Here is a 20,069-nt window from a genome sequence, read left to right as displayed (position 1 = left end):
ATATCTGCACCGGGATAGATGCGGACTTAAATATAGCTTTTTAATACTTAAAATTATCGGGCTGACGATGGTGAGATTGCAGCCTAGATTTTTGGCAGTAAGGTGCGGGTGGCGCACCTTACAGAAGCTGCGTAAGGCGCGCAACGCGCACCCTATTTTAACTACTTTTTACCTTATGATAACGGCTTCATCCAACCAAGCCAGAACGGAGGGCGAGAACGGCCGCCTGAGTGCGATCGTCAGCGCACAACTTGTTTAAAATATTGCGGACGTGAGTTTTGACTGTACCGACAGTAATGTACAACTTTTCGGCGATCGCAGCATTGCTGTAACCCTGCACAATTAGTTCCAACACTTCTAACTCCCGCTCGGTTAAAGGGTAAGTTTCAATGATGTGACTGAACTCCGGTTCGGCAGCCTTAATTGTGACTCTTTTGCCCTCAGGCTTGGGTTCTTCTGGAGCAGATTCTTTAGTGCGAGCTTGTTTTAGGACGATGCGGGCGATCGCCGGATCGATCCAAGAGTTACCTTCGTGAGTTACTCTTACTACATCTAATAACTGATCGAAGCTGATATCTTTCATGCAGTAAGAGTCGGCTCCGGCGGCAAAAGCTGCCAGAACTTCTTCTTCGTTGTCCTGAAAAGTTAGAATCAAAACTTTGGTATCAGGATCTGTGTCCGCTATAGATTTTTTGAACTTTTGTGTCAGTTCAATGCCGTCAAAATCTGGCAAGCCAATGTCTACAATTGCCACGTCAGGTTTTGAAGACTGAAGCAGTTTCAATCCGTCGGTAGCGTTGGCTGCATCGCCGACAACTTCTATAGTGTCACGCTGTTGTAAAGCTGTGCGGATGCCGACTCTTGTCAGGTCGTGGTCTTCAATCAAAGCAACGCGAATTTTAGTCATCTTTCTTCCAATAGCCCGCTAAACTTTTAAAATATCGTCAACTGACTCAGCTAAACTGAGTAAATTTGAGAATGTGTCCTGATTTAGGGTTTGACAGGCCGCACATCTTTTTCAAGCATACTCATGCAGTCGCCAAGATTGCAAGTTAATTTTCAAGTTATTTTGCAGAGAACGTCTGGAAAGCCCGATCGCGACTGGTAAGCTCTCAATGTTATAACAGTTTACATGAATTATCCCATTGTCCGCCCGTTGATAGAGGTAAAGATACCACTACCCAGATAGATTTAAAGTATAAAAACTTTTGATGCACTTTGGCAGTCAAAATAAATAAAGCTAGCAGCACGAGTCTTTAACCGGTGTTAGGGCTCAAGTTGAATGCTTATTGATAAAAAACAGTTATGACTCACTATCACGCCAATAACTATTTTCGCTCGGACTTTTCCGACGCCGAAATACGATACAAGGCATCAGAAATAACCTCCCCCCAACAGCCAGTTGGCGATCGCGAAACTCAGAACGATCGCCTGTGGTCGGCAATTCCTCACATAGTTTGGAAAGTAAATGCCAGCGGCTGGGCGACTTATTTAGGACAGCGCTGGGAGGAGTACACGGGAGTACCAGTCGCAGCAGCTTTGGGTTTCGGCTATCTGGCGCGCGTCCACCCAGAAGACCGCCCTCGTCTGTTGGCGCGATCGCGCACGGATGCTGGCCCGCCGCAAAGTTACGAAATAGAAGTTCGTCTCCGGGCGCGCTGCGGGACTTACCGCTGGCATCTCGCCAGAGGAGCGCCCGCCAACCCAGACAGTCATGATGTTTTAGAGTGGGTGGGAACCTACACAGATATGGACGCGATCGAACAAACTCAAGCCGGGCCCGAACCAGACCCAGAATTTTTGCGCTCCTTGGCGCGCCCGGAAGCTAACTTGCAAGCCGAAAAATTGTGCGAAGCTAGGACGGTAATGGATACTGAGCAGGAGTTGCAGGCGATCGAGCGATTTACAAATCAGTTGAGCCAGCGCGCTGGTAACTTGTGCGAATTGTTGCAAGCGATCGCGGACGCGACTGTGGAGGCGATCGCCGGAGCTGAATTTTGCCTGGTTGCGCTCCCGGAGTGCGATTGCAGCGGCCTCAAACTCAGCGCTGTGGGGGGCAGGGAAAACTTTGAGAAAGGCAAAACCCCGCACGTGCCAGACAAGCTGTTGTTGAGGGCGTTTGCGACGGGAGAGTCGCAACTGTGGCGCTCAGAGTCCGGCTCAGGAGTGCCGGCGGCCACCTGTGCTGCGGCGATCGAGTCGGGGGACACCGGGCGTTTGGGCGTGCTGGCGATCGGTAACGGGAAAGACAGCACGGCCATTGACGGATCTGTGCAACTGCTGGTGGTGATGGGTAAACAAGCTGCGATCGCGATTAACAGCGCGCGGGTGATCGAAAAATTAAAAAAACAGGAACAGCTTTTAGAGTTGCAAAACGAGCTGCTAATTCGCCAGCAGGAAGAACTCGAAAATCAAGGCCGGCGCATTCAACAGCAAAAATTGCAACTGCTAGAAGCAGCCAAGTTAAAATCGCAATTTTTGGCTACCATGTCCCACGAATTGCTAACTCCGATGAATGCGATTATCGGGTTTTCGCAATTGCTACTGCGCCAGCACAAACAACTGCTGAGTGCCCAGCAAACAGAAATGGTGGGGCGAATTTTAAATAACGGCAAAAACCTGCTCGTGCTGATCGACGATATCCTCGATCTGTCCAAAATCGAGAGTGGTCGCACAAAATTACAAATTGCAAAATTTGATTTAGCGCATTTAGTAATGGATGCTGCCCTGGAATTTGAAAATCAAGCCAAGGACAAGAATGTGGCAATGTCCGTCAGCGTGTGCTTGCAGCATCAGGTTATCGTTAATGACAAGTTGCGCCTGCGGCAAGTTTTGGTCAATCTGATTTCCAACGCGGTTAAATTCACGCATCAGGGCTGCATTTCTATTGAGGTGCGGGAGTTAAAGTGCGATCGGCTAATTATTACCGTTCGGGATACAGGAATCGGCATCAGTAAAACCGATCTGCCCCACATTTTCGACAAATTCCGCCAAGCCGACCAAACCACAACCCGCAAATATCCTGGCACGGGTTTAGGACTAGCGATTAGCACCTATTTAGTCGAGATGATGAACGGCACAATTACGGCTGAAAGTCAACCAAAAAAAGGTTCGACATTTGCGATCGAAATCCCGCGAACAGTTAACCCCAAAAAACTCACTTCCTGACGGCAAACATTGTACTTCACTCACATCGAGATATCTCTAATTGTTATTGCGATCTCTTAGCGAAGCAATCGCCGAATCTGGGATTACTTCGCTAAGAGATCGCAATGACATAGTATACTCATGAACTAAAAAAAACAAGTATTAAAACCGATATTTGGTATACAAACCTGCGGATAATTCGGAAGTTTATTTATGTCCGCTAATTACACCAAATCCGGCTTTAATGCCTCCTTTGTTCTTCACTCCATCGACTCCGATCTTCGTTTGACTGGCTTAGCAGTTTCAACCGCCGAGTCTTATCTAAAGACTAGAAGTTTTCCCTACTTGTGCCTGAGTAGCAATTGGTTTAACATCGGTGTAGCCCATATTATTAGCTACATCGCGCAGCACCGAAATTTGTTGTTCAAAATCAAGACCTTCAATTTGACCCAACACGCCATTCACAGCCTCAGTTGCCTTATATCCTTCGGGGATATCGACAATTTTTTCCCCCATACCAATAGCCCAAGCATACCAAACTACCAACTGATTGTTAGCAGTTAAAGCTCCGTAAGCGCGAGAATAAGGCGTGTCATCGCGGTTGACAATAGCTCGCATTATATTAAGTTGTTCATCATCAGAAAGGTTGTAAAAATCACCTAGCAGCACGGGAGCTAATTCTGGTTCGGCGGCTGCGGGAGCTGCTGGTGTAATTGAATCTCCCATTTCTTCATAAATAAAGTAGAGCAGCGCCAGTTTTTCATCTGTACCCAACCCGTTGATTTTCTGAACCATCTTTTGAGTGTCGTTGGAGAGAGAGTGAGAATTGGTTTCGGCGGGTGAGTTCATAAATAAGTTCCTTAAAAATGCTTCCAGAATATATAAATATCAAGATTTGTAAGTACAAGTCACCATCCCCTAGAGGTAATGTGATTTTTGATTTTTGATTTTTGATTTTTGATTGGGAATGACTGATTTTATAAGGGTTTGGGGTACGGGCTTGCGGTTGGATTAGTTTTTTATACGGGCGTAATGTTTAGCCACTCCAGGTAAAAAGTCATCCTTAAGATAGAAGCTACCGATACATCTGTAGATAGATGAAAAACTTACGCAATTAAATTATTATGGAGAAATTGAATTCTTAAATAAAACTAGCAAGGAGTCTGATATGTCTGAAGTCAGTAAAGAAACAAATAACTCTCAAACATTTGACGCTCAGCAGATAACTGAAAGCGTGGAAGCTGGAGAACAAAAGTTGCCGACGGTTGATGTATCCGCCGACTACGAAGCTTCAAAAGAATTCAGCGTTAGCGATATCGATCGCGCGGGTGCCGGCGCTCAAGCTGCCGCCGCTGCAACTGCACCTAAATTTCCTATTCCCGCTCCTAAAGATATCGCAAAGCCAGCAGATACAAGCGGTAATTCCGCTGATTTTCGTTCGATGGCTAAGGAAATTAACCCCGCAGGTGCACCGGGCAATGTTACCGACGATTTGGTGCAAAAGGCGATCGATCTTGGTACTCCCGGAAGTTAATTGAGAAATTCTCAATACTTGACACAGAAGCTCCTCTTGACCGATCGATGGTATGGTGCCACGGTGCTAACCATGCAAGCGCGCTATTACGCAACCAGTATACGAAGGTGATGGTATTGCCTTCGTATACTCGTGTTAAGGTCTGCGTCGTCTCGATTCAACAGCCGTCTGGCCCACAGAACTTGTGCGCGCTCAGTACCTCCGCCTCACAGATATAGGCGATGCCCGAATAATCGTCGAAAAACTTCGCTGCGACCTCATCCGAAATCTTCATGGCCATATCCCGACTTTCGGTGAGCACCTCGATCTTTACATTCAAGAAGGTGTCGGAAACAGAGGGGTGTCCCGACGAGCGTACGTTGCGACTGCCTTGACCGCCAGCGTCCACCGCCGTATAACCGGTCGCCCCGGCTTCCTCGATGATCTTGGCGATCTTTTTGAGCAGCAACTTTTCTGTGACAATGACGAGCTTGCTCGCTGGCTTAGCCATGTGGGTTACCTCTTGATGTGTGTATTCATTGAACTATTATAGAAACTCAGGAAAATGGCGGCATCGCGCGATCGCGCTGATTTAGCTGCCGCGTTAGTCGCCGGGCCAGGGGAGCACCGGGAAACGGCGACCAGTCTGGAATCAGCCGCCCCCCGCCAGCGCCTTGGCGAGCTGGATGAAGATCGGTATTCCCAAGGCGATCGCCACTGGAGTGCCGACGGCTGTGGACGCGCCGATGTAGGCGGAGGGATTGGCCGACGGAATACCGGCTCGTAAAGTGGGCGGCCCTGAGATGTCTGAACTCGAGGCGGCGATGACGGCCAGAATCACGACACCACCCCAACTGAATCCCGTTGTGACGTGGGCAATCCAGCCGAAACCGAAGGCCATGAGCCCATGCAGCAGCGGTGCTATAAAGGCATACACTGCGTACCACTGAGCCACCTTACGCAGCTCGGCAAACCTTGCGGCGGCTTCCATACCCATGATCAGCATCAGTACCGAAAGAAATCCACGGAAGAGTGGATCGTAGAAGGTTTTATAGACACTTTCCGGCTTGGTTAGCAGGCCGAGTGCGAGGCCGAGGAGCAGTGCCGTTAGGGCAGAACCCTGGAGGCTTTCCTTGACGATCGGCCAGATATGGACCCGATCGCCTTCGCTGCCGTGCTGCTGGCTGCGATACTCCCTTGCGGTGCTGGGCTGCTCGCTGGGATAATCACCTGCGATCGCGCGCTGCTTTTTGACCTCAGCCTGCTGCTTTTTGGTATAAATGCTGGCCAAGACGATCGCAGTCACGAGGGCTGGGATGTCCATGAAGGGATAGAGTGCAGCGGCCCAGGGCTCGTATGGGATGTTTTGCTCTTCCAGTAGCGTCAGGGCGGCGGCGAGGGTAGAGCCACTCACGGCACCGAACAAGCCCGCAGTTGCCAGGGCATCCACGACTTTGACGTTCGGCAGTTTTGCCAACGTGTAGCGCCCGATGAACACGATCATGATGCCTATGAGCACGGCGAACAGCGCGGGCAACAGTATTTCCGTAGGATTGGAGTTGCGGATCGCCTGGCCACCGGTCAAGCCGACTTTCATGAGCAGCATGAAGACGATGAACTGATAGACCGGATCTGGAATTGCCAGTTGGCTACCGAGGGAGGCAACGATCATACCACCAATCAGAAAGCCGAGTGTCGGGGACTGTAACTGCGCTATGAAGCTCACAAAAAAATCGGACAAGAAATCCACTTTGTAATTCTCCTCAATCAGAACTTAGGGGTCAAAACGGCAGACAAGCCTGTCCTCGAATCCTTGGTGACTGGCTCCACCCATCCGGGTGAGCAGAGAGTCAACCCGCCACTCCATTACATCTGCATCCCGGTGCATCGTGTACTGGAAGATCAGGTTTCGCTCCGGCGATCGCAAACGACGATCGCGCTAATCAGTGATGATTGATTTGCAATAACTTGTTGTCAACATATTTTACCAGCAATTTGGTGCGTAAAATCCCAGCGATGTATCTGGTAAAGCATTTTCGGATACCCACTCATACCAATTTACTATGAAGTTGCATTTATATAGCTTCAAGGATATAGTCGCAACCACAGAGAGATAAAACTTCTTCATTCGTGAGAGATTTGATAATTATATTTACCTGTTTTTTTAGTTGATATAAACTCGAATAATTTCCCCATTTTAGGTCTTTTATTGTGTGTTTCAACAATCTTTCAATCGAAAGTTGATTTGCCTCAATTGCGGAACGCACCACGACAGAGATACAAACGCATCTGAAAATATAGAAAAAGTCGGGATGGGATATCGCCACGACGATAAACGGACATGGAGGGAAGGTAAGACTACTGGTAGCGCGTCCCAATGAAGTGTCAAGAATCCCCGCACATAATCGGGCGGGGAGTCTATCAAATCTATGCAGTTTTAAGTGTGGCTAATTGCTTGATTTTAAGTCGATCGCCCCACAAATCTTGCTCACAGTGCGATCGCCCAAAATTTCCACTACTAAATCCACCCGATCGCCCTCAACCGTCGATTTGATAAATAACTCAGGATGCAGCGCTTTCCAGAAATATTCAACAAACCGATTAATTTCGGACTCAGACATTCCCGACTTCCCCTGCGCGATCATTTCCCGTTCCGCCTGATTGCGCCATACTTGAGAAAGGCGATAATCTTGGGGATACAAAACTATCAACCGATCTAATCGGTTCCACAGCGGCAAATAGTCGTGCAGCTTCACATTCATATCGCGCGCAAACTGACAGTCGCATTCTGTGGAAATCGGAAATGGCGCAGCCGCCAAAAACTCGTTTAATCTGGCATCAGCTACTGGATTCACGCCGACAAACCAACCTTCAAACAGTACAATATCCGCACCGCAAATAATTTCTGGTTGACTTCGATCTCCCGCACCTCCGTAGGCAGATTTGTCAAACCGGGGAATTTCTATATTTTTAATTATATCTGTTTTCAGGACATCAGATTTTAGATTGTCAACTGCGGCTAATTCGCTAGTTTTTGAACCGCGCAACTTGTCTAAAACGGAGATTCCCCAGTCAATATCGTGAGTTCCGGGAGGGCCGCGCCAAATTAAACGCGGGTCTGCTTTTTGGAGTTTTTGGCGATCGGCATAAGTCTTGTAAAGGTCATCTAAAGAAATGCTGACCGTAGAATATCCCATTTTCCCCAAAATCAGCATCAAAACTTGACATAAAGTCGTTTTCCCCGTTCCTTGTCCTCCTAAAATTCCTTGAATTAGAGGACGCTTTAAACTTTGTTTTTCAGTCGATAATTGCATCGCCAGTGGCAGCCAAAGATTCCACAAAGTTTCGAGAAAAACAGTTGACTTTTGCGGGAAAGTATGCGGTTCGTCAAGCAGAGACAAGAATAAATCTGTTTTGTGGCGGACAACATCGGCTACATTGTCAGGGGTAATGCTAAAAGCGCGCGATCGCGAAGCCCTCGAAGAGGAGCGCACATCATCCGCAAGTTCCCAAATTGCTAGCAATTCTAACTCATCGGCGCTAATCTTCCTGAGCGGGCGATCGCCAGCTATCCATGCTTCTAAAATTTCTACAGGATTTAAGTTCGATCGATCCATCTGTTTAAAAATATCGGGCGCACACTCGAAAGCAAGGCCCCTACAAGTCAACACTTGTTAAGAGCCAAGCTTAAAAGCCTCTACAAATAAATTATAAGTAACACCTATTTTCAGAGCTTGGAGCATTTCCAGCCATAAATAACGGGTTCCTGGCCGCTGCCAACGATAAAGCAGCAGGCTCACCAATTCCGTCCACAATACCAACAGCGCTGCGGCGATAATATCCCAATCAGCGGATTGTCCGGCGATCGTCGAAAGAGCGGTTCCCAAAAAAGTGCCGAACAGCAAGCTAATGACCAAAAGCGAAATCCGCCGCCAAGGATTGCTGGCCCAGCGTGCGAATTGCTCGCCCAGAACGTCAAGCAATCTGTTAATTCGGGTATTCTGCATAGTAGTTAAAATTTATACTGATGAGTGAAAAAATGCGGGTCGAGAGCGACTCCAAATGTTTACCGGGTGTGTCGGCCCCCATCTAAAATTTAAAATTTAACATTTAAGATGGTATTGAGCGATCGGGAGCTGATAGCCCCGAACCGTCAAGTAATTAAGTGTAACTGTATCTTGTGGCACAGTAGTCCCAGGTTCTACATTCAAGATCGTTATGACTAATTGGGGGTGTGCAGTCTTTCCTTTAAGCTGAAAATTTATGAAACTTAAAATTTACCAGATATTAGTTGGAGTGGCGATCGTCCTCATTACAGGAATGTTTCTCGGACGTTTTGAAATCACGCTCTCCAACGGCTCAAATCGACCGATAGAGTTGCCCTCGGCAGCCACCGCACTCCCCCCAACACCCCCGGTTTCGAGAGTCGAGACAGCTTCGGTAGACACCGACAGTCAGCCGAAACCGGAGTTACCCCCGGAACCTGTGGAGGAAAGTAATTCCTCAATTCCTGTCAATGGCAAAGCGATCGGCAGTTTGCGCGTCAGCAACCGCAGCGATCGCCCGGTGCGAGTGGCCCTGCTGTCGAAACGGCAAGCTGAGAAATCCTACGGCAAACCGGCGCACTGGGATTTTGCACCGGGAGAAGGCGGTGGCAAGGGACTGATGCTATCGCTGCCGGAGGGCAAGTTACAAATCAAACAGGGAGACATTCTGGTGGTTTTTGCTCAGGATGGTTCTCGCCGCTATTGGGGGCCTTACGTCGCCGGGGAGACAGCCTCGCCCGCTTGGAACGCCACAGCCGGGGAATGGCAATTAATTTTGCAGCCTTGAAGGCTAGAAGGAAGGAAGAAGGAAGAAAGAAGAAGGAAGAAGGAAGACATACAGAGCAAGCTTTTTAGCGATCCGTATTTTACATTTGATTAGGTGGATTTGGTGAGTTGCGGGTGGAGATTTTGGTGGAAAAACCCGGTTTCTGAGGTCTTGTTGAGAATGGTGGCAGATTTGAGTTGAACCGGATTCGATCGAGTTTCGAGTTTCGATCAGGCAATTTTTCGGTAGACTTCTATGCGAGCTAAAATTTTAAATCTAAAATCGCAGGAAGTTTGGGTGAAGGAAGTTATTAAAAATTTGTCAGAATATCGCAGGCACCGCCCGTTAGCACCTTTGTTACTGTCGCTGTTGTGGCTGGGCGCGATCGGCTTCGTAGCTTTTTTGTGGAATCTCGGCAACATCGGCTTAGTTGACGAAACCGAACCGCTGTTTGCCGAAGCCGCCCGTCAAATGACTGTGACAGGGGATTGGATCACTCCTTATTTTAACGGCGAAACCAGGTTTGACAAGCCGCCGTTGATTTATTGGCTGATGGCGGTGGCTTACCGCACTCTGGGAGTTAACGAGTGGGCTGTACGTCTGCCGTCGGCTTTGTGTGCGATCGCCCTTACTTGCCTCGGATTCTATACCTTATGGAAGACAGAAGAAAGTTCGGCAACGGATTCTGTAGCGGATGTCACGGATGTCACGGATGTCACGGAGAAGTCCGAGGGAATATTTTCCCCCTCTCCCACTCCCCCCCACTCCCCCTCTTTCCCCCCCTCTCCCACTCCCCCCCTCTCCCAATCTCCCACTCCCCCCCTCTCCCCCTCTCCCCATCTCCCCCTCTTTCTTTCTACTCCTTGGATTGGGGCGGCGTTAATAGCTTTAAATCCCCAAACTATTGCCTGGGGGCGGACTGGCGTTTCAGATATGCTATTAGTGGCCTGTATGTGTTCGGCACTTCTGGCATTTTTCCTCGGTTACACCTTAGAAGAACAGAGAGAAAAAGCAGAATTTTCCACAGTTTCTGCATCGGTATTTCCCAATAAGTGGTATCTGACTTGTTACGTACTAATTGCCCTAGCAATTCTGGCTAAGGGGCCTGTGGGAATTGTCATACCAGCGCTGATTATTGGCAGCTTCGGGCTGTATTTGGGAAATTTTCGACAACTTTGGCGAGAAATGCGTCCGGTGTCGGGAATCTTGATCGTACTGGCGATCGCCGTGCCTTGGTTCGTTCTGGTTATTTTAGCCAACGGTCAAACTTATATTGACAGCTTTTTCGGCTATCACAATTTCCAGCGTTTTACTGAAGTAGTCAACAAGCACTCAGCGCCTTGGTATTTTTACTTTTTTGTAGTGCTGCTTGGTTTTGCACCTTGGTCGATTTATTTGCCGGTGGCGATCGCCCGTACCCGTTTTTGGCAGCGCAGTTACTGGCGTCGTCAACCGCGATCGGCTCAATTAAGTTTATTTGCCCTATTTTGGTTCGGCTGCATCTTTGGCTTTTTCACGATCGCCGTCACCAAATTACCCAGTTACGTATTGCCATTACTGCCCGCTGCTGCCATTTTGGTAACGCTGCTGTGGAGCGATATTATTGCAGGTAACGAACCCAAAACCAGGCCTGGAAAGTTAGAAAAAAAACCGAATTATTTACCGCGAGGGCTGTTAGTCACATACATTTTCAATGTCGTATTTTTACTAATTATAGCCGGAGCAACTTTCTACTGCTACCACTGGCTGGGAGACGATCCAGCAATGCCCAATTTTCCGCAAGCACTTCATCAGTCGGGATTGCTGATTGTCGGCGGTGCGATTTGGATAGTGGCGGCTGGGGCGATCGCACTTTTACTCTGGAAGCGCAAACAGCGCTGGATTTTGGTTGCTAATTTCATCGGCTTAGTAGCATTTATCATTTTTGGTCTCACTCCCGCCTACAATTTGGTCGATCTCAACCGCCAGTTACCACTGAGACAGTTAGCACAGGTTATTGTTCAACAAAAACTGCCGGGGGAAGAGTTGCTCATGGTTGGTTTCTGGAAACCAAGTCTGGTTTTTTATACCGAAGAGCCGGTGACTTACTACCGAGCTATCAATAAGGCTCTAGACTACATTCAGCAATCTAAAAACCCAATTCTTCCCTCTATTTTGGTGCTAGGATATCCAGACAAATTTGTGGAATTAGGATTGCAGCCAAATCAATATCAATTGTTGGACAGTCGCGGCGCGTACCAACTCGCTAGGGTTCCGAGAAAGGCGTTTTTGAAATAGTGTAGGGTGCTGCGGTTTTGGCGATCGAGCGTCAGACCAGGTATGATGTTGGATCTCAGGTATAATCTACTTACTACCTAAAACTAGAAGCTAGGAGCCAACAATGGTTTCAATCCTTAAAAAGCCATCCTCGTTAATCCATGAGATTTGCATTGAAAAAGTCGATGGGTGGAATTTGTTCAAGTTTAGTGAATCGCTCCAACAGCGAATGGAACAATTGTTAGAGAAGAAAAAGGCAGATCAACTAATGGCAGAAGAGGTAGCGGAACTAGATACAATTGGGGAATTAGATCGAATATTTACCCACATCAACGCAATGATGGTTGCTCAAGATGTCAATCAGTGAGCCTACAAGACAGGCGATTCGAGAAAGAGCGAGCTATTTATGTGAATACTGTCATTCCCCAGAACGTCTAAGTGCGAATCGCTTTACCATAGATCATGTTATCCCACGCTCTTTAGAAGGTTCCGATGACATTAGCAACCTTGCCTTAGCCTGTCGTCGTTGCAATGAGCGACGTTACAATTTTGTGGCGGGGGTCGATCCAGAAACCCAAGAGATAGTTCCTGTTTTCAATCCTCGCCGTCAAAAATGGGCTGAGCATTTTGTATGGGTAGAGAGTGGAGTAGTAATTCAGGGTGTTACGCCAACAGGACGAGCCACTTGCACCCGTCTCGATCTGAACGATATGCGCTATCCAGAGGAAGATTCTATTCGAGCAACCAGGCGATTTTGGATACAAACTGGGTTGCATCCTTCACCCAGCGATCCGTGTCAAACTTAACACAGCAATTTTTGTGAGATAACTAAAGCATATCAAACCATAATGATCAAAACTATAAAACTAAAATTTGGCAAAGCACCAAACCAACCCCCAGCAGAAATAGATACTACGCCTGTAACTGTATTCGTAGGGCCAAACAACTCTGGAAAGAGTAAAGTTCTTTCTGAGATCCATTACCTATGCACAAACGGTCAGCTAAACTCAATGGATGTCATTTTAAGTGAAATCGAGTTTGATTCATTTACATACGATCTGGCCAAAGAAAAGGTCAAAAAAATTACTCTACGACCTCATTCTACTGAGCCGCTAATGCCAGATCATATTATTATTGGCAAGGGAGGAATCAGAAATCAAATACATGAACAGACCCTTTTTAATGCACTTCAGGATACAAAAAATCAACTCAATTTGTTTTGCAGATTCTACCTTGCGTTTAACACGTTGATTTTGGATGGTAGAAATCGTATTAATCTCGTAAGTCAGCAGCCTGCTGGCGATCTTCAATTACCTGGTTGTAATAGTTTTATGGTTTTATTTAAAGACGAGGATAAGAGAAAAAAAGTCAGGCGGATTATTTATGATGCGTTTGGATTGCACTTTGTTGTCGATCCAACTAACTTAGGACATTTAAGACTCCGTTTATCATCTCGTCCTCCAATCACAACATCAGAAGAATGTGGGATTCATGATGAGGCTGTACAGTTTCACTCTAACGCAACTCTTGTTGAAAAAGCTAGTGATGGTGTAAAAGCTTTTACAGGAATAGTCACAGAAATTATCGCTGGCGATCCGGCTGTTCTTCTAATTGACGAACCTGAAGCATTTTTGCATCCTTCTTTAGCATTTAATTTAGGGAAGGAGATTGCTCTTACTAGCTCCGAATCGGAAAAAAGGATTTTTGTATCGACCCATAGCTCAAACTTTCTGATGGGCTGCATACAATCAGGTGCGCCAGTCAATATTGTTAGATTGACTTATCGTGGAGGAATTCCTACGGCGAGGGTTCTTTCCAACCAAGACATTTTGCGATTGATGAGAAATCCTCTATTACGCTCAACAGGAGTGATTAGCGGATTATTTTATGAATTTGTTATAGTTACAGAGTCCGATGCCGATCGTGCTTTTTATCAAGAAATTAATGAACGCCTACTACGGTATCATCCAGATATGGGTATTGGCAACTGCTTATTTATTAATGCTCAAAATAAGCAAACTATTAAGACAATAATTAAACCTTTAAGGGAACTTGGTATACCAGCAGTTGGTATCGTCGATATCGACATTCTCAAAGACGGAGGAAAAGTATGGTCTGATTTCTTAGAAAGTAGTTGTGTTCCAGAGTTAGAACATCAATCGTTGGCGAATTTGCGTAATGCTGTCAAGCAAAAACTTGATGAATCAGGAAAAAATATGAAACGTGATGGGGGAATAGAGGTACTCAATGACGGTGACAAGGAAGCAGCCAATAATCTATTTGACCGACTTGCTGAATATGGACTTTTTGCTGTACGGGGAGGAGAACTAGAATCGTGGCTGCTTCATCTTCGTGCAACTGGACATGGGCCAAATTGGTTAATCGCTGTCTTTGAAAAAATGGGAGAAGATCCCGACTCACAGGATTATTTGAAGCCATCAAATGATGACGTGTGGTCATTTATTGCCGAAATTAAAAAATGGTTTACCAATCCGACCAGAAAAGGTATACCTTTGTAATTTTTTGCCGCCCTACATTGAAAGTAATATAACTCAGACACAGAACGATCGCTCATAATTAATGGAGTGTCTACGGCCAGCCAACATCATCGAAAAAAGCGTATTTAGAAAAGTGGAAGATTATGATACCAATTAATGAAGCTCAGCAGCAATTGCAGCAGTCGATCGCTCCCATGAGTCAATCGCATCAACCGATCGTTATTGCAGGACAGACTAGCAATGCAGTATTATCTGAATCTGACTGGACATCGGTACAGGAAACACTGTATCTGCTTTCAGTGCCGGGGATGCGGGAATCGATTCGGGAAGGAATGACAACACCAATTGAAAAGTGCGATCGCCCTTTAGACTGGTAACTTGGCTAACCAGACGTGCAATAATCAGCCATATTCTCTGGTATGCGATCGCCTGAACCTATGGATGCGCTAATCGGCAAAAGTTTACAAAGTGGAAAATACACCCTAGAAAAAGAACTAGGGCGGGGCGGCTTTGGGATTACCTTCCGGGCAAATCACCGCTACTTAGGACAGCCCGTGGTGATTAAAACCCTCAACGAATCTCTACGGCGCGATCCAAATTTTGCCGAATTCGATCGCAAATTCCAAGACGAAGCGAGGCGATTAGCATCCTGCGTCCATCCGAATATAGTGCGCGTCAGCGACTTTTTTGTGGAAGACGGACAGCCATACATGGTAATGGACTACATTGCCGGTCAGAATTTGGCAGAAGTAGTCGGTGGAAACAATCCCCTCCCAGAAAATCTCGCAATTCTCTACATCACTCAAATTGGCGCTGCTTTGAAAGCAGTTCATCAAAAAGGCTTGCTACACCGAGATATCAAGCCGCAAAACATCCTCCTGCGGCAAGGTACTCAGGAAGTAGTGCTGATAGATTTTGGTATTTCCCGCGAGTTTACAGCAGGTGCAACCCAAAATCACACTAATATGGTGTCCGACGGCTACGCGCCACCAGAACAGTATTTCGCCCAAGGAAAATATACGCCCGCAACAGATGTTTACGGGCTGGCGGCGACGCTTTACACTTTACTCACAGCACAGGTGCCGGTGGCTGCAATTCTGCGTACCAGCCAGCCGATGCCTTCACCCCGCGACTTGCGCCCGGAGTTAAGTACGACTGTCAGTCAAGCTGTAATGCGGGGGATGACGGTAGAGGCTCAAAATCGCCCTGCTAGCGTGGATGAGTGGCTGGGTCTGCTGCGCGGGCAGGGTGCAGGGTCGGACACCGGGCCGACGGTGGCGGTGATGCCGGGACACGGCGCTCAGTCGCCTGCAAATATGAGAACAGCGCCTGCTGTGGTGTCTTCTGGGGGCAGCAATCGCAAGATTTGGTGGATTTTGGGGTTGGTGGCGATCTCCCTGTTAGTGGCAGGTTTTGTCGGTATTGCTAGGGTTTTCTTCAACCGGCCGTCTTCAGAACCCGCACCGTCCGCGAAGGACGATCGCACTTCGGCCCCCGCAGATCCAGACGCGCGATCGACCCCCGCACCAATTCCCACACCAACTCCCACACCAACTCGCCGAGAAACTCCGCCACCTGCTGCTGAAACTCCAACACCAACACCAACACCAACACCAACTACAACTCCCGCGCCTGCTGAAACTCCTTTCTCGCCAACACCAGCCCCAGCGCCAACAACCGCAGGGGAAGGCGCTGAGACACCGCCGCCACAAGAACCAACCGAAAAACTTGTTGACAAGGAGTTGCCGCCCGATCGATCCGCACCCAGCCCCGAACAACCCGCAACCAGTGATCGGAAGACTCCCGCCATCCCAGGGTTTGCCGTTGGTACCTCGGAAAGTCAGATTGTAACTGCATTGGGAAATCCCACAGACTCTCAATCCCGCGGCTATTGGCCGAATACTCGCACCGCGCTTTACGAAATATTGCCAAATCGGATTACTCTCGGCTACATCTACGATCGCGATTCCGACAAATTAGTGCAAACAGAGGGATCATTTGCCCCGTCGGTGGACGATTTGGTGGTGAAAACCGCCTTAAATGGGATGGTGGGCGGTGCTAACCGGGATATTTTGCAAGGCTTGGGGGACGTGCAGCAGCGCCGGACTAATCGATTTACTTTTAGGAAGGGTTCTCTCGAAGGTACGATCGAACGCAATGAGCGCGATCGGATTTACATCGGCGTTTGGGACGAAAATTTACATTAAACATTCCTACACGCAGAACCTCGTAGAGTTCCCAGTGCGAACTTTACAGCTTCCTTCTTCCTTCTTCCTTCTTCCTTCTTCCTTCTTCCTTCTTCCTCCTTCCTTCTTCCATAAAATCCAAAATCAATTGACGTTACACAAAATATTCGCTATGATAAGAGGACACGAGGGGCTGTAATGGTTTCGACAGGGTGGCGAAAGCTGCTCCGTGATGCAGGTCGAGAGGGAGTCTACTCTCGTTAATATCGGCTCAAACAAAAAAGTAAATGCGAACAACATCGTTCCTTTCGCTCGCAAAGCCGTAGCTGTAGCCTAAAAACTTCTCTAGCTTGGTTCAGAGTGTATGCCGCTTAACTCCGTTAAAGGCAGCATAACAACCCCCAACGGATGCCCTAGCTAAACGTTTCTAGTCGTCTAGCCGGGAAAGCAATCACTAGAAAATCCCCCCATTTGGGATAAAGATGGTTCCCGCCCCAAGGATTAGAGGGGATAAACCTGTGAACGATCGGAAAGTTAATACCCATTTTGGACGGCAGTTCGATTCTGCCCAGTTCCATAAAAAAGGTGACGTAAAATCAATGGTTTAAGCCATTTGAAAGCCACTTTACAAAATTCAAAGGGCTCGCGAGTTAACTCGTGAGCCCTTTTGTTTGGCATTTAATCTTGATTCAACCTAAAGATCAGACGGCGGTTGAAACCGCATCTACACAAACGAAGTCCGCCTCCGCGGACTGAAGAAAAAAAGGTAATTTTAACCAATCAGTCTTCAACCCGCGGAGGCGGGTTTTGTCTGTATAGACGCGGTTTCAACCGCCATGTCTTCTGCGGAGGCGGGTTTTGTCTGTATAGACGCGGTTTCAACCGCTCGGTCTTCTAAAAACACATCAGTTACCAACCCATTAGCTAAGCTGCGGGATCACATAATTAGAACTTCACCCCGTCCGTGCGTTCTGCGAGGCTGTGGGGCGATATACTATTAGGCGGTAAAGCATTAAAAATCTTTACAAAGACCCCGCTCTCTAAGCCTACTCCTACGAAGGACTGGTGAAAAATTATATGGCGATCGCTCAAAAGCTGGAAACATGAACCCAGGAATTGACTTACAAGGAAGTTTCGTAGAAGCCCTCATCAATTGGGGCTTACCTGCCGACATCGCCCAAGTGCTTTGGCTACCGCTGCCGATGTTGCTGATGATTGTCGGTGCTGTATTCGGGGTACTGACTAGCGTCTGGCTGGAACGGAAAATTTCCGCCGCCGCTCAACAGCGGATCGGCCCCGAATTTATCGGCCCTCTGGGAGTCCTAGCACCCGTTGCTGACGGGCTGAAGTTGGTATTCAAAGAAGACATCGTACCGGCCAAAGCTGACGCGCTGCTGTTCACGCTCGGCCCAGTCATTGTCGTGATTCCAGTTTTTCTGTCGTACTTGATCGTGCCCTTCGGAGAGCATATGCTCATCGCCGACATGGGGACAGCAATATTTCTGTGGATTGCTCTTTCTAGCATTCAGCCGATCGGCTTGCTGATGTCGGGCTATGCTTCTAACAACAAATACGCCCTCCTCGGCGGACTAAGAGCAGCCGCTCAATCCCTCAGCTACGAAATTCCCCTAGCTTTGGCAGTATTGGCAGTTGTGATGATGTCCAATAGCCTCAGTACGATCGACATCGTACAGCAACAAGCCAGCTACGGAATCCTCGGCTGGAACGTCTGGCGACAACCCGCCGGTTTCCTCATTTTTTGGATCGCAGCCCTCGCAGAATGCGAACGGTTGCCCTTCGACCTTCCCGAAGCAGAAGAAGAATTGGTAGCAGGATATCAGACTGAGTACACAGGCATGAAATTTGCTCTGTACTACATCGCTTCCTACGTTAACCTCGTCCTTTCTTGCCTGCTAGTAGCAGTTTTGTACCTCGGCGGCTGGGAATGCCCGATTCCCGTCGGAGTTATCAGTAATGCCCTCGGATTGAGCGAGACAACTCCTTGGTTGCAGGTAATTACCGGCTTGCTGGGCATTACCATGACCATGCTGAAAGCCTACTTTTTCCTGTTTCTGGCAATTCTGCTGCGCTGGACTCTGCCGCGAGTTCGGATCGACCAATTGCTAAATTTGGGATGGAAGTTTTTGCTTCCCGTTGCTTTAGTTAATTTGCTATTAACCGCAGCTTTGAAGCTTGCCTTTCCCTTTGCTTTTGGCGGTTAATTGATAATAGGTAAAAGGCAATAGCTAACACAAATTAGCTGTTAACCAATTACCTATTATCAATTAGCAATTACCAAAAACTCAAGTACAGAGAGAGAACACAATGCTAAAATTCCTCAATCAAGTAGGCGAATACGCCAAAGAAACTCTTCAAGCTGCTAAGTATATCGGTCAAGGGCTAGCTGTGACTTTTGACCACATGAGACGCCGGCCGATTACGGTGCAGTATCCTTACGAAAAACTAATTCCTTCGGAACGTTTCCGGGGCAGAATTCACTTTGAATTTGACAAGTGCATCTCCTGCGAAGTCTGCGTTAGGGTGTGTCCGATCAATTTACCTGTGGTGGATTGGGAATTTAACAAAGAAACTAAGAAGAAACAACTCAAGCACTACAGTATCGATTTCGGGGTGTGTATCTTCTGCGGCAACTGCGTAGAATATTGTCCGACTAATTGTTTGTCGATGACAGAAGAATACGAGTTAGCCGCTTACGAGCGTCACGAGTTGAATTATGATAGCGTGGCTCTCGGACGTTTGCCCTACAAGGTTACAGATGATCCGATGGTGACACCGCTGCGGGAATTCGCTTATTTGCCGAAAGGTGTGATCGACCCTCATGAAGTTTCCTACACCGATCGCCGCGCCGGTCTCCGCCCAGAGGAAATTGTCGAAAAGTAAGTAATTAGTCATTAGTCAGCAGTCATCAGTCATTGAAACAACCAATAATTAATGACTGCTAACTAATGAGTGAAAACCAACAATAGAAAACTAATGATTGAGGATTTAAAATTGTGAATCTAGCCGAAGGGGTTCAACTTGTTTCATTTGGCATCCTGTCAGTAATGATGATTGGAGGAGCATTAGGAGTAGTCCTATTCTCCAACATCGTTTACTCAGCATTCTTGCTGTGCGGCGTATTTACCAGCATTGCGGGTTTGTACCTGTTGCTGAATGCTGATTTTGTCGCAGCAGCGCAAGTCTTGATTTATGTTGGCGCAGTTAACGTCTTAATTTTGTTCGCCATCATGTTGGTAAACAAACGAGAAGACTTCCGCGTAATTTCCAACGCTTGGGTACGTCAAGTAGCAACCGCAGTGGTTTGTGCTGGTTTGTTTGCGCTTTTGGGTACGATGGTAGTGTCTACTCCTTGGGCGATCGTGCCGATAACAGGAGCACCGGCTGAAAGTTCAATTGTAACGATCGCCAAACACTTCTTCACAGACTACTTGCTACCTTTTGAATTAGCCTCACTGTTTTTGTTGATGGCAATGGTAGGAGCAATTGTCTTAGCCCGCCGCGATTTCTTTGCGGATGAACTGTCCATGAAGCAATCGGAAACACCAGCTTTTAGTTTGCCAGAACGCCCGCGCGAATTAGTTTCAGCAGGTGATGTTTCTTCACCCGAAACAAAGTAATTCTATGGTGTTTGTGGCG

General features: G+C 47.5%; 19 protein-coding genes and 1 other RNA gene. 14 read left to right on the top strand and 6 right to left on the bottom strand.

Annotated features, from left to right (window positions below):
* Nucleotides 1–187: 187 nt before the first annotated feature.
* Nucleotides 188–907, bottom strand: a complete 720-nt coding sequence (locus QUB66_RS17565; protein ID WP_265238917.1) for a response regulator — start codon at nt 905–907, stop codon at nt 188–190.
* A 398-nt stretch (nt 908–1,305) separates the two neighbouring features.
* On the opposite strand from QUB66_RS17565, the gene QUB66_RS17560 reads away from it, so the two are divergent.
* Nucleotides 1,306–3,168, top strand: a complete 1,863-nt coding sequence (locus tag QUB66_RS17560) for a sensor histidine kinase (RefSeq protein ID WP_265238916.1) — start codon at nt 1,306–1,308, stop codon at nt 3,166–3,168.
* Nucleotides 3,169–3,468: 300 nt separating this feature from the next.
* On the opposite strand, the gene QUB66_RS17555 is transcribed toward QUB66_RS17560, so the two are convergent.
* Entirely contained in the window at nt 3,469–3,996 is a 528-nt protein-coding gene (locus QUB66_RS17555; RefSeq protein ID WP_265238915.1) for an orange carotenoid protein N-terminal domain-containing protein, read from the bottom strand.
* Nucleotides 3,997–4,315: 319 nt separating this feature from the next.
* Between QUB66_RS17555 and QUB66_RS17550 the strand changes: the two genes are divergently transcribed.
* Nucleotides 4,316–4,681 (top strand): hypothetical protein, encoded by a 366-nt coding sequence (locus QUB66_RS17550; protein WP_265238914.1) that lies wholly within the window; start codon nt 4,316–4,318, stop codon nt 4,679–4,681.
* A gap of 157 nt (nt 4,682–4,838) precedes the next feature.
* On the opposite strand, the gene QUB66_RS17545 is transcribed toward QUB66_RS17550, so the two are convergent.
* Nucleotides 4,839–5,171, bottom strand: a complete 333-nt coding sequence (locus QUB66_RS17545) for a P-II family nitrogen regulator (protein ID WP_265238913.1) — start codon at nt 5,169–5,171, stop codon at nt 4,839–4,841.
* 141 nt (nt 5,172–5,312) lie between these two features.
* Nucleotides 5,313–6,410 (bottom strand): sodium-dependent bicarbonate transport family permease, encoded by a 1,098-nt coding sequence (locus tag QUB66_RS17540; protein ID WP_265238912.1) that lies wholly within the window; start codon nt 6,408–6,410, stop codon nt 5,313–5,315.
* A gap of 463 nt (nt 6,411–6,873) precedes the next feature.
* On the opposite strand from QUB66_RS17540, the gene QUB66_RS29775 reads away from it, so the two are divergent.
* On the top strand, nt 6,874–7,041 hold the full coding sequence (locus QUB66_RS29775) for a zinc ribbon domain-containing protein (protein WP_332999782.1): 168 nt from the start codon (nt 6,874–6,876) through the stop codon (nt 7,039–7,041).
* Nucleotides 7,042–7,107: 66 nt separating this feature from the next.
* Here QUB66_RS29775 and QUB66_RS17535 read toward each other — a convergent pair whose 3' ends face one another.
* A complete protein-coding gene (locus tag QUB66_RS17535; RefSeq protein ID WP_332968862.1) occupies nt 7,108–8,277 on the bottom strand; it encodes a glycerate kinase in 1,170 nt (389 codons plus the stop codon).
* 57 nt (nt 8,278–8,334) lie between these two features.
* Nucleotides 8,335–8,667 carry a DUF565 domain-containing protein gene (locus QUB66_RS17530; RefSeq protein ID WP_265238910.1) on the bottom strand — a complete coding sequence of 111 codons (333 nt, stop codon included), beginning with the start codon at nt 8,665–8,667 and terminating at the stop codon, nt 8,335–8,337.
* A 256-nt stretch (nt 8,668–8,923) separates the two neighbouring features.
* On the opposite strand from QUB66_RS17530, the gene QUB66_RS17525 reads away from it, so the two are divergent.
* The 11 genes from QUB66_RS17525 to QUB66_RS17475 all read left to right on the top strand — a co-directional run bounded on the left by QUB66_RS17525 (nt 8,924) and on the right by QUB66_RS17475 (nt 20,050).
* On the top strand, nt 8,924–9,493 hold the full coding sequence (locus QUB66_RS17525) for a hypothetical protein (protein WP_332968861.1): 570 nt from the start codon (nt 8,924–8,926) through the stop codon (nt 9,491–9,493).
* A gap of 234 nt (nt 9,494–9,727) precedes the next feature.
* Nucleotides 9,728–11,749 carry an ArnT family glycosyltransferase gene (locus tag QUB66_RS17520; RefSeq protein ID WP_332968859.1) on the top strand — a complete coding sequence of 674 codons (2,022 nt, stop codon included), beginning with the start codon at nt 9,728–9,730 and terminating at the stop codon, nt 11,747–11,749.
* A 103-nt stretch (nt 11,750–11,852) separates the two neighbouring features.
* Nucleotides 11,853–12,095 (top strand): hypothetical protein, encoded by a 243-nt coding sequence (locus QUB66_RS17515; protein WP_332968858.1) that lies wholly within the window; start codon nt 11,853–11,855, stop codon nt 12,093–12,095.
* The gene (locus QUB66_RS17510; protein WP_332968856.1) at nt 12,082–12,534 is read left to right on the top strand and encodes an HNH endonuclease; all 453 of its coding nucleotides are present in this window, start codon (nt 12,082–12,084) and stop codon (nt 12,532–12,534) included. The genes QUB66_RS17515 and QUB66_RS17510 overlap by 14 nt, the downstream gene beginning before the upstream one ends.
* A gap of 42 nt (nt 12,535–12,576) precedes the next feature.
* Nucleotides 12,577–14,247, top strand: a complete 1,671-nt coding sequence (locus QUB66_RS17505) for an ATP-dependent nuclease (protein ID WP_332968855.1) — start codon at nt 12,577–12,579, stop codon at nt 14,245–14,247.
* A gap of 122 nt (nt 14,248–14,369) precedes the next feature.
* Nucleotides 14,370–14,603, top strand: coding sequence for a type II toxin-antitoxin system Phd/YefM family antitoxin (locus QUB66_RS17500; RefSeq protein ID WP_332968854.1), 234 nt, complete (start codon nt 14,370–14,372; stop codon nt 14,601–14,603).
* Between the two features lie 42 nt (nt 14,604–14,645).
* Nucleotides 14,646–16,433, top strand: a complete 1,788-nt coding sequence (locus QUB66_RS17495; protein WP_332968853.1) for a serine/threonine protein kinase — start codon at nt 14,646–14,648, stop codon at nt 16,431–16,433.
* Nucleotides 16,434–16,601: 168 nt separating this feature from the next.
* Nucleotides 16,602–16,992, top strand: a transfer-messenger RNA (tmRNA) gene (gene ssrA / locus QUB66_RS17490).
* Between the two features lie 523 nt (nt 16,993–17,515).
* Complete coding sequence (nuoH, locus tag QUB66_RS17485; RefSeq protein WP_265239375.1) at nt 17,516–18,634, top strand: NADH-quinone oxidoreductase subunit NuoH; 1,119 nt, start codon at nt 17,516–17,518, stop codon at nt 18,632–18,634.
* A gap of 103 nt (nt 18,635–18,737) precedes the next feature.
* Nucleotides 18,738–19,313: an NAD(P)H-quinone oxidoreductase subunit I gene (gene ndhI / locus QUB66_RS17480; RefSeq protein ID WP_332968852.1), complete on the top strand. Its 576-nt coding sequence runs from the start codon at nt 18,738–18,740 to the stop codon at nt 19,311–19,313.
* Nucleotides 19,314–19,426: 113 nt separating this feature from the next.
* Nucleotides 19,427–20,050: an NADH-quinone oxidoreductase subunit J gene (locus QUB66_RS17475; RefSeq protein WP_332968851.1), complete on the top strand. Its 624-nt coding sequence runs from the start codon at nt 19,427–19,429 to the stop codon at nt 20,048–20,050.
* Nucleotides 20,051–20,069: the final 19 nt, after the last annotated feature.

This window comes from Microcoleus sp. A2-C3, from assembly GCF_036706065.1.
Taxonomy (GTDB): Bacteria; Cyanobacteriota; Cyanobacteriia; order Cyanobacteriales; family Microcoleaceae; genus Microcoleus.
This window is presented reverse-complemented; position numbering and strand designations above follow the sequence as displayed.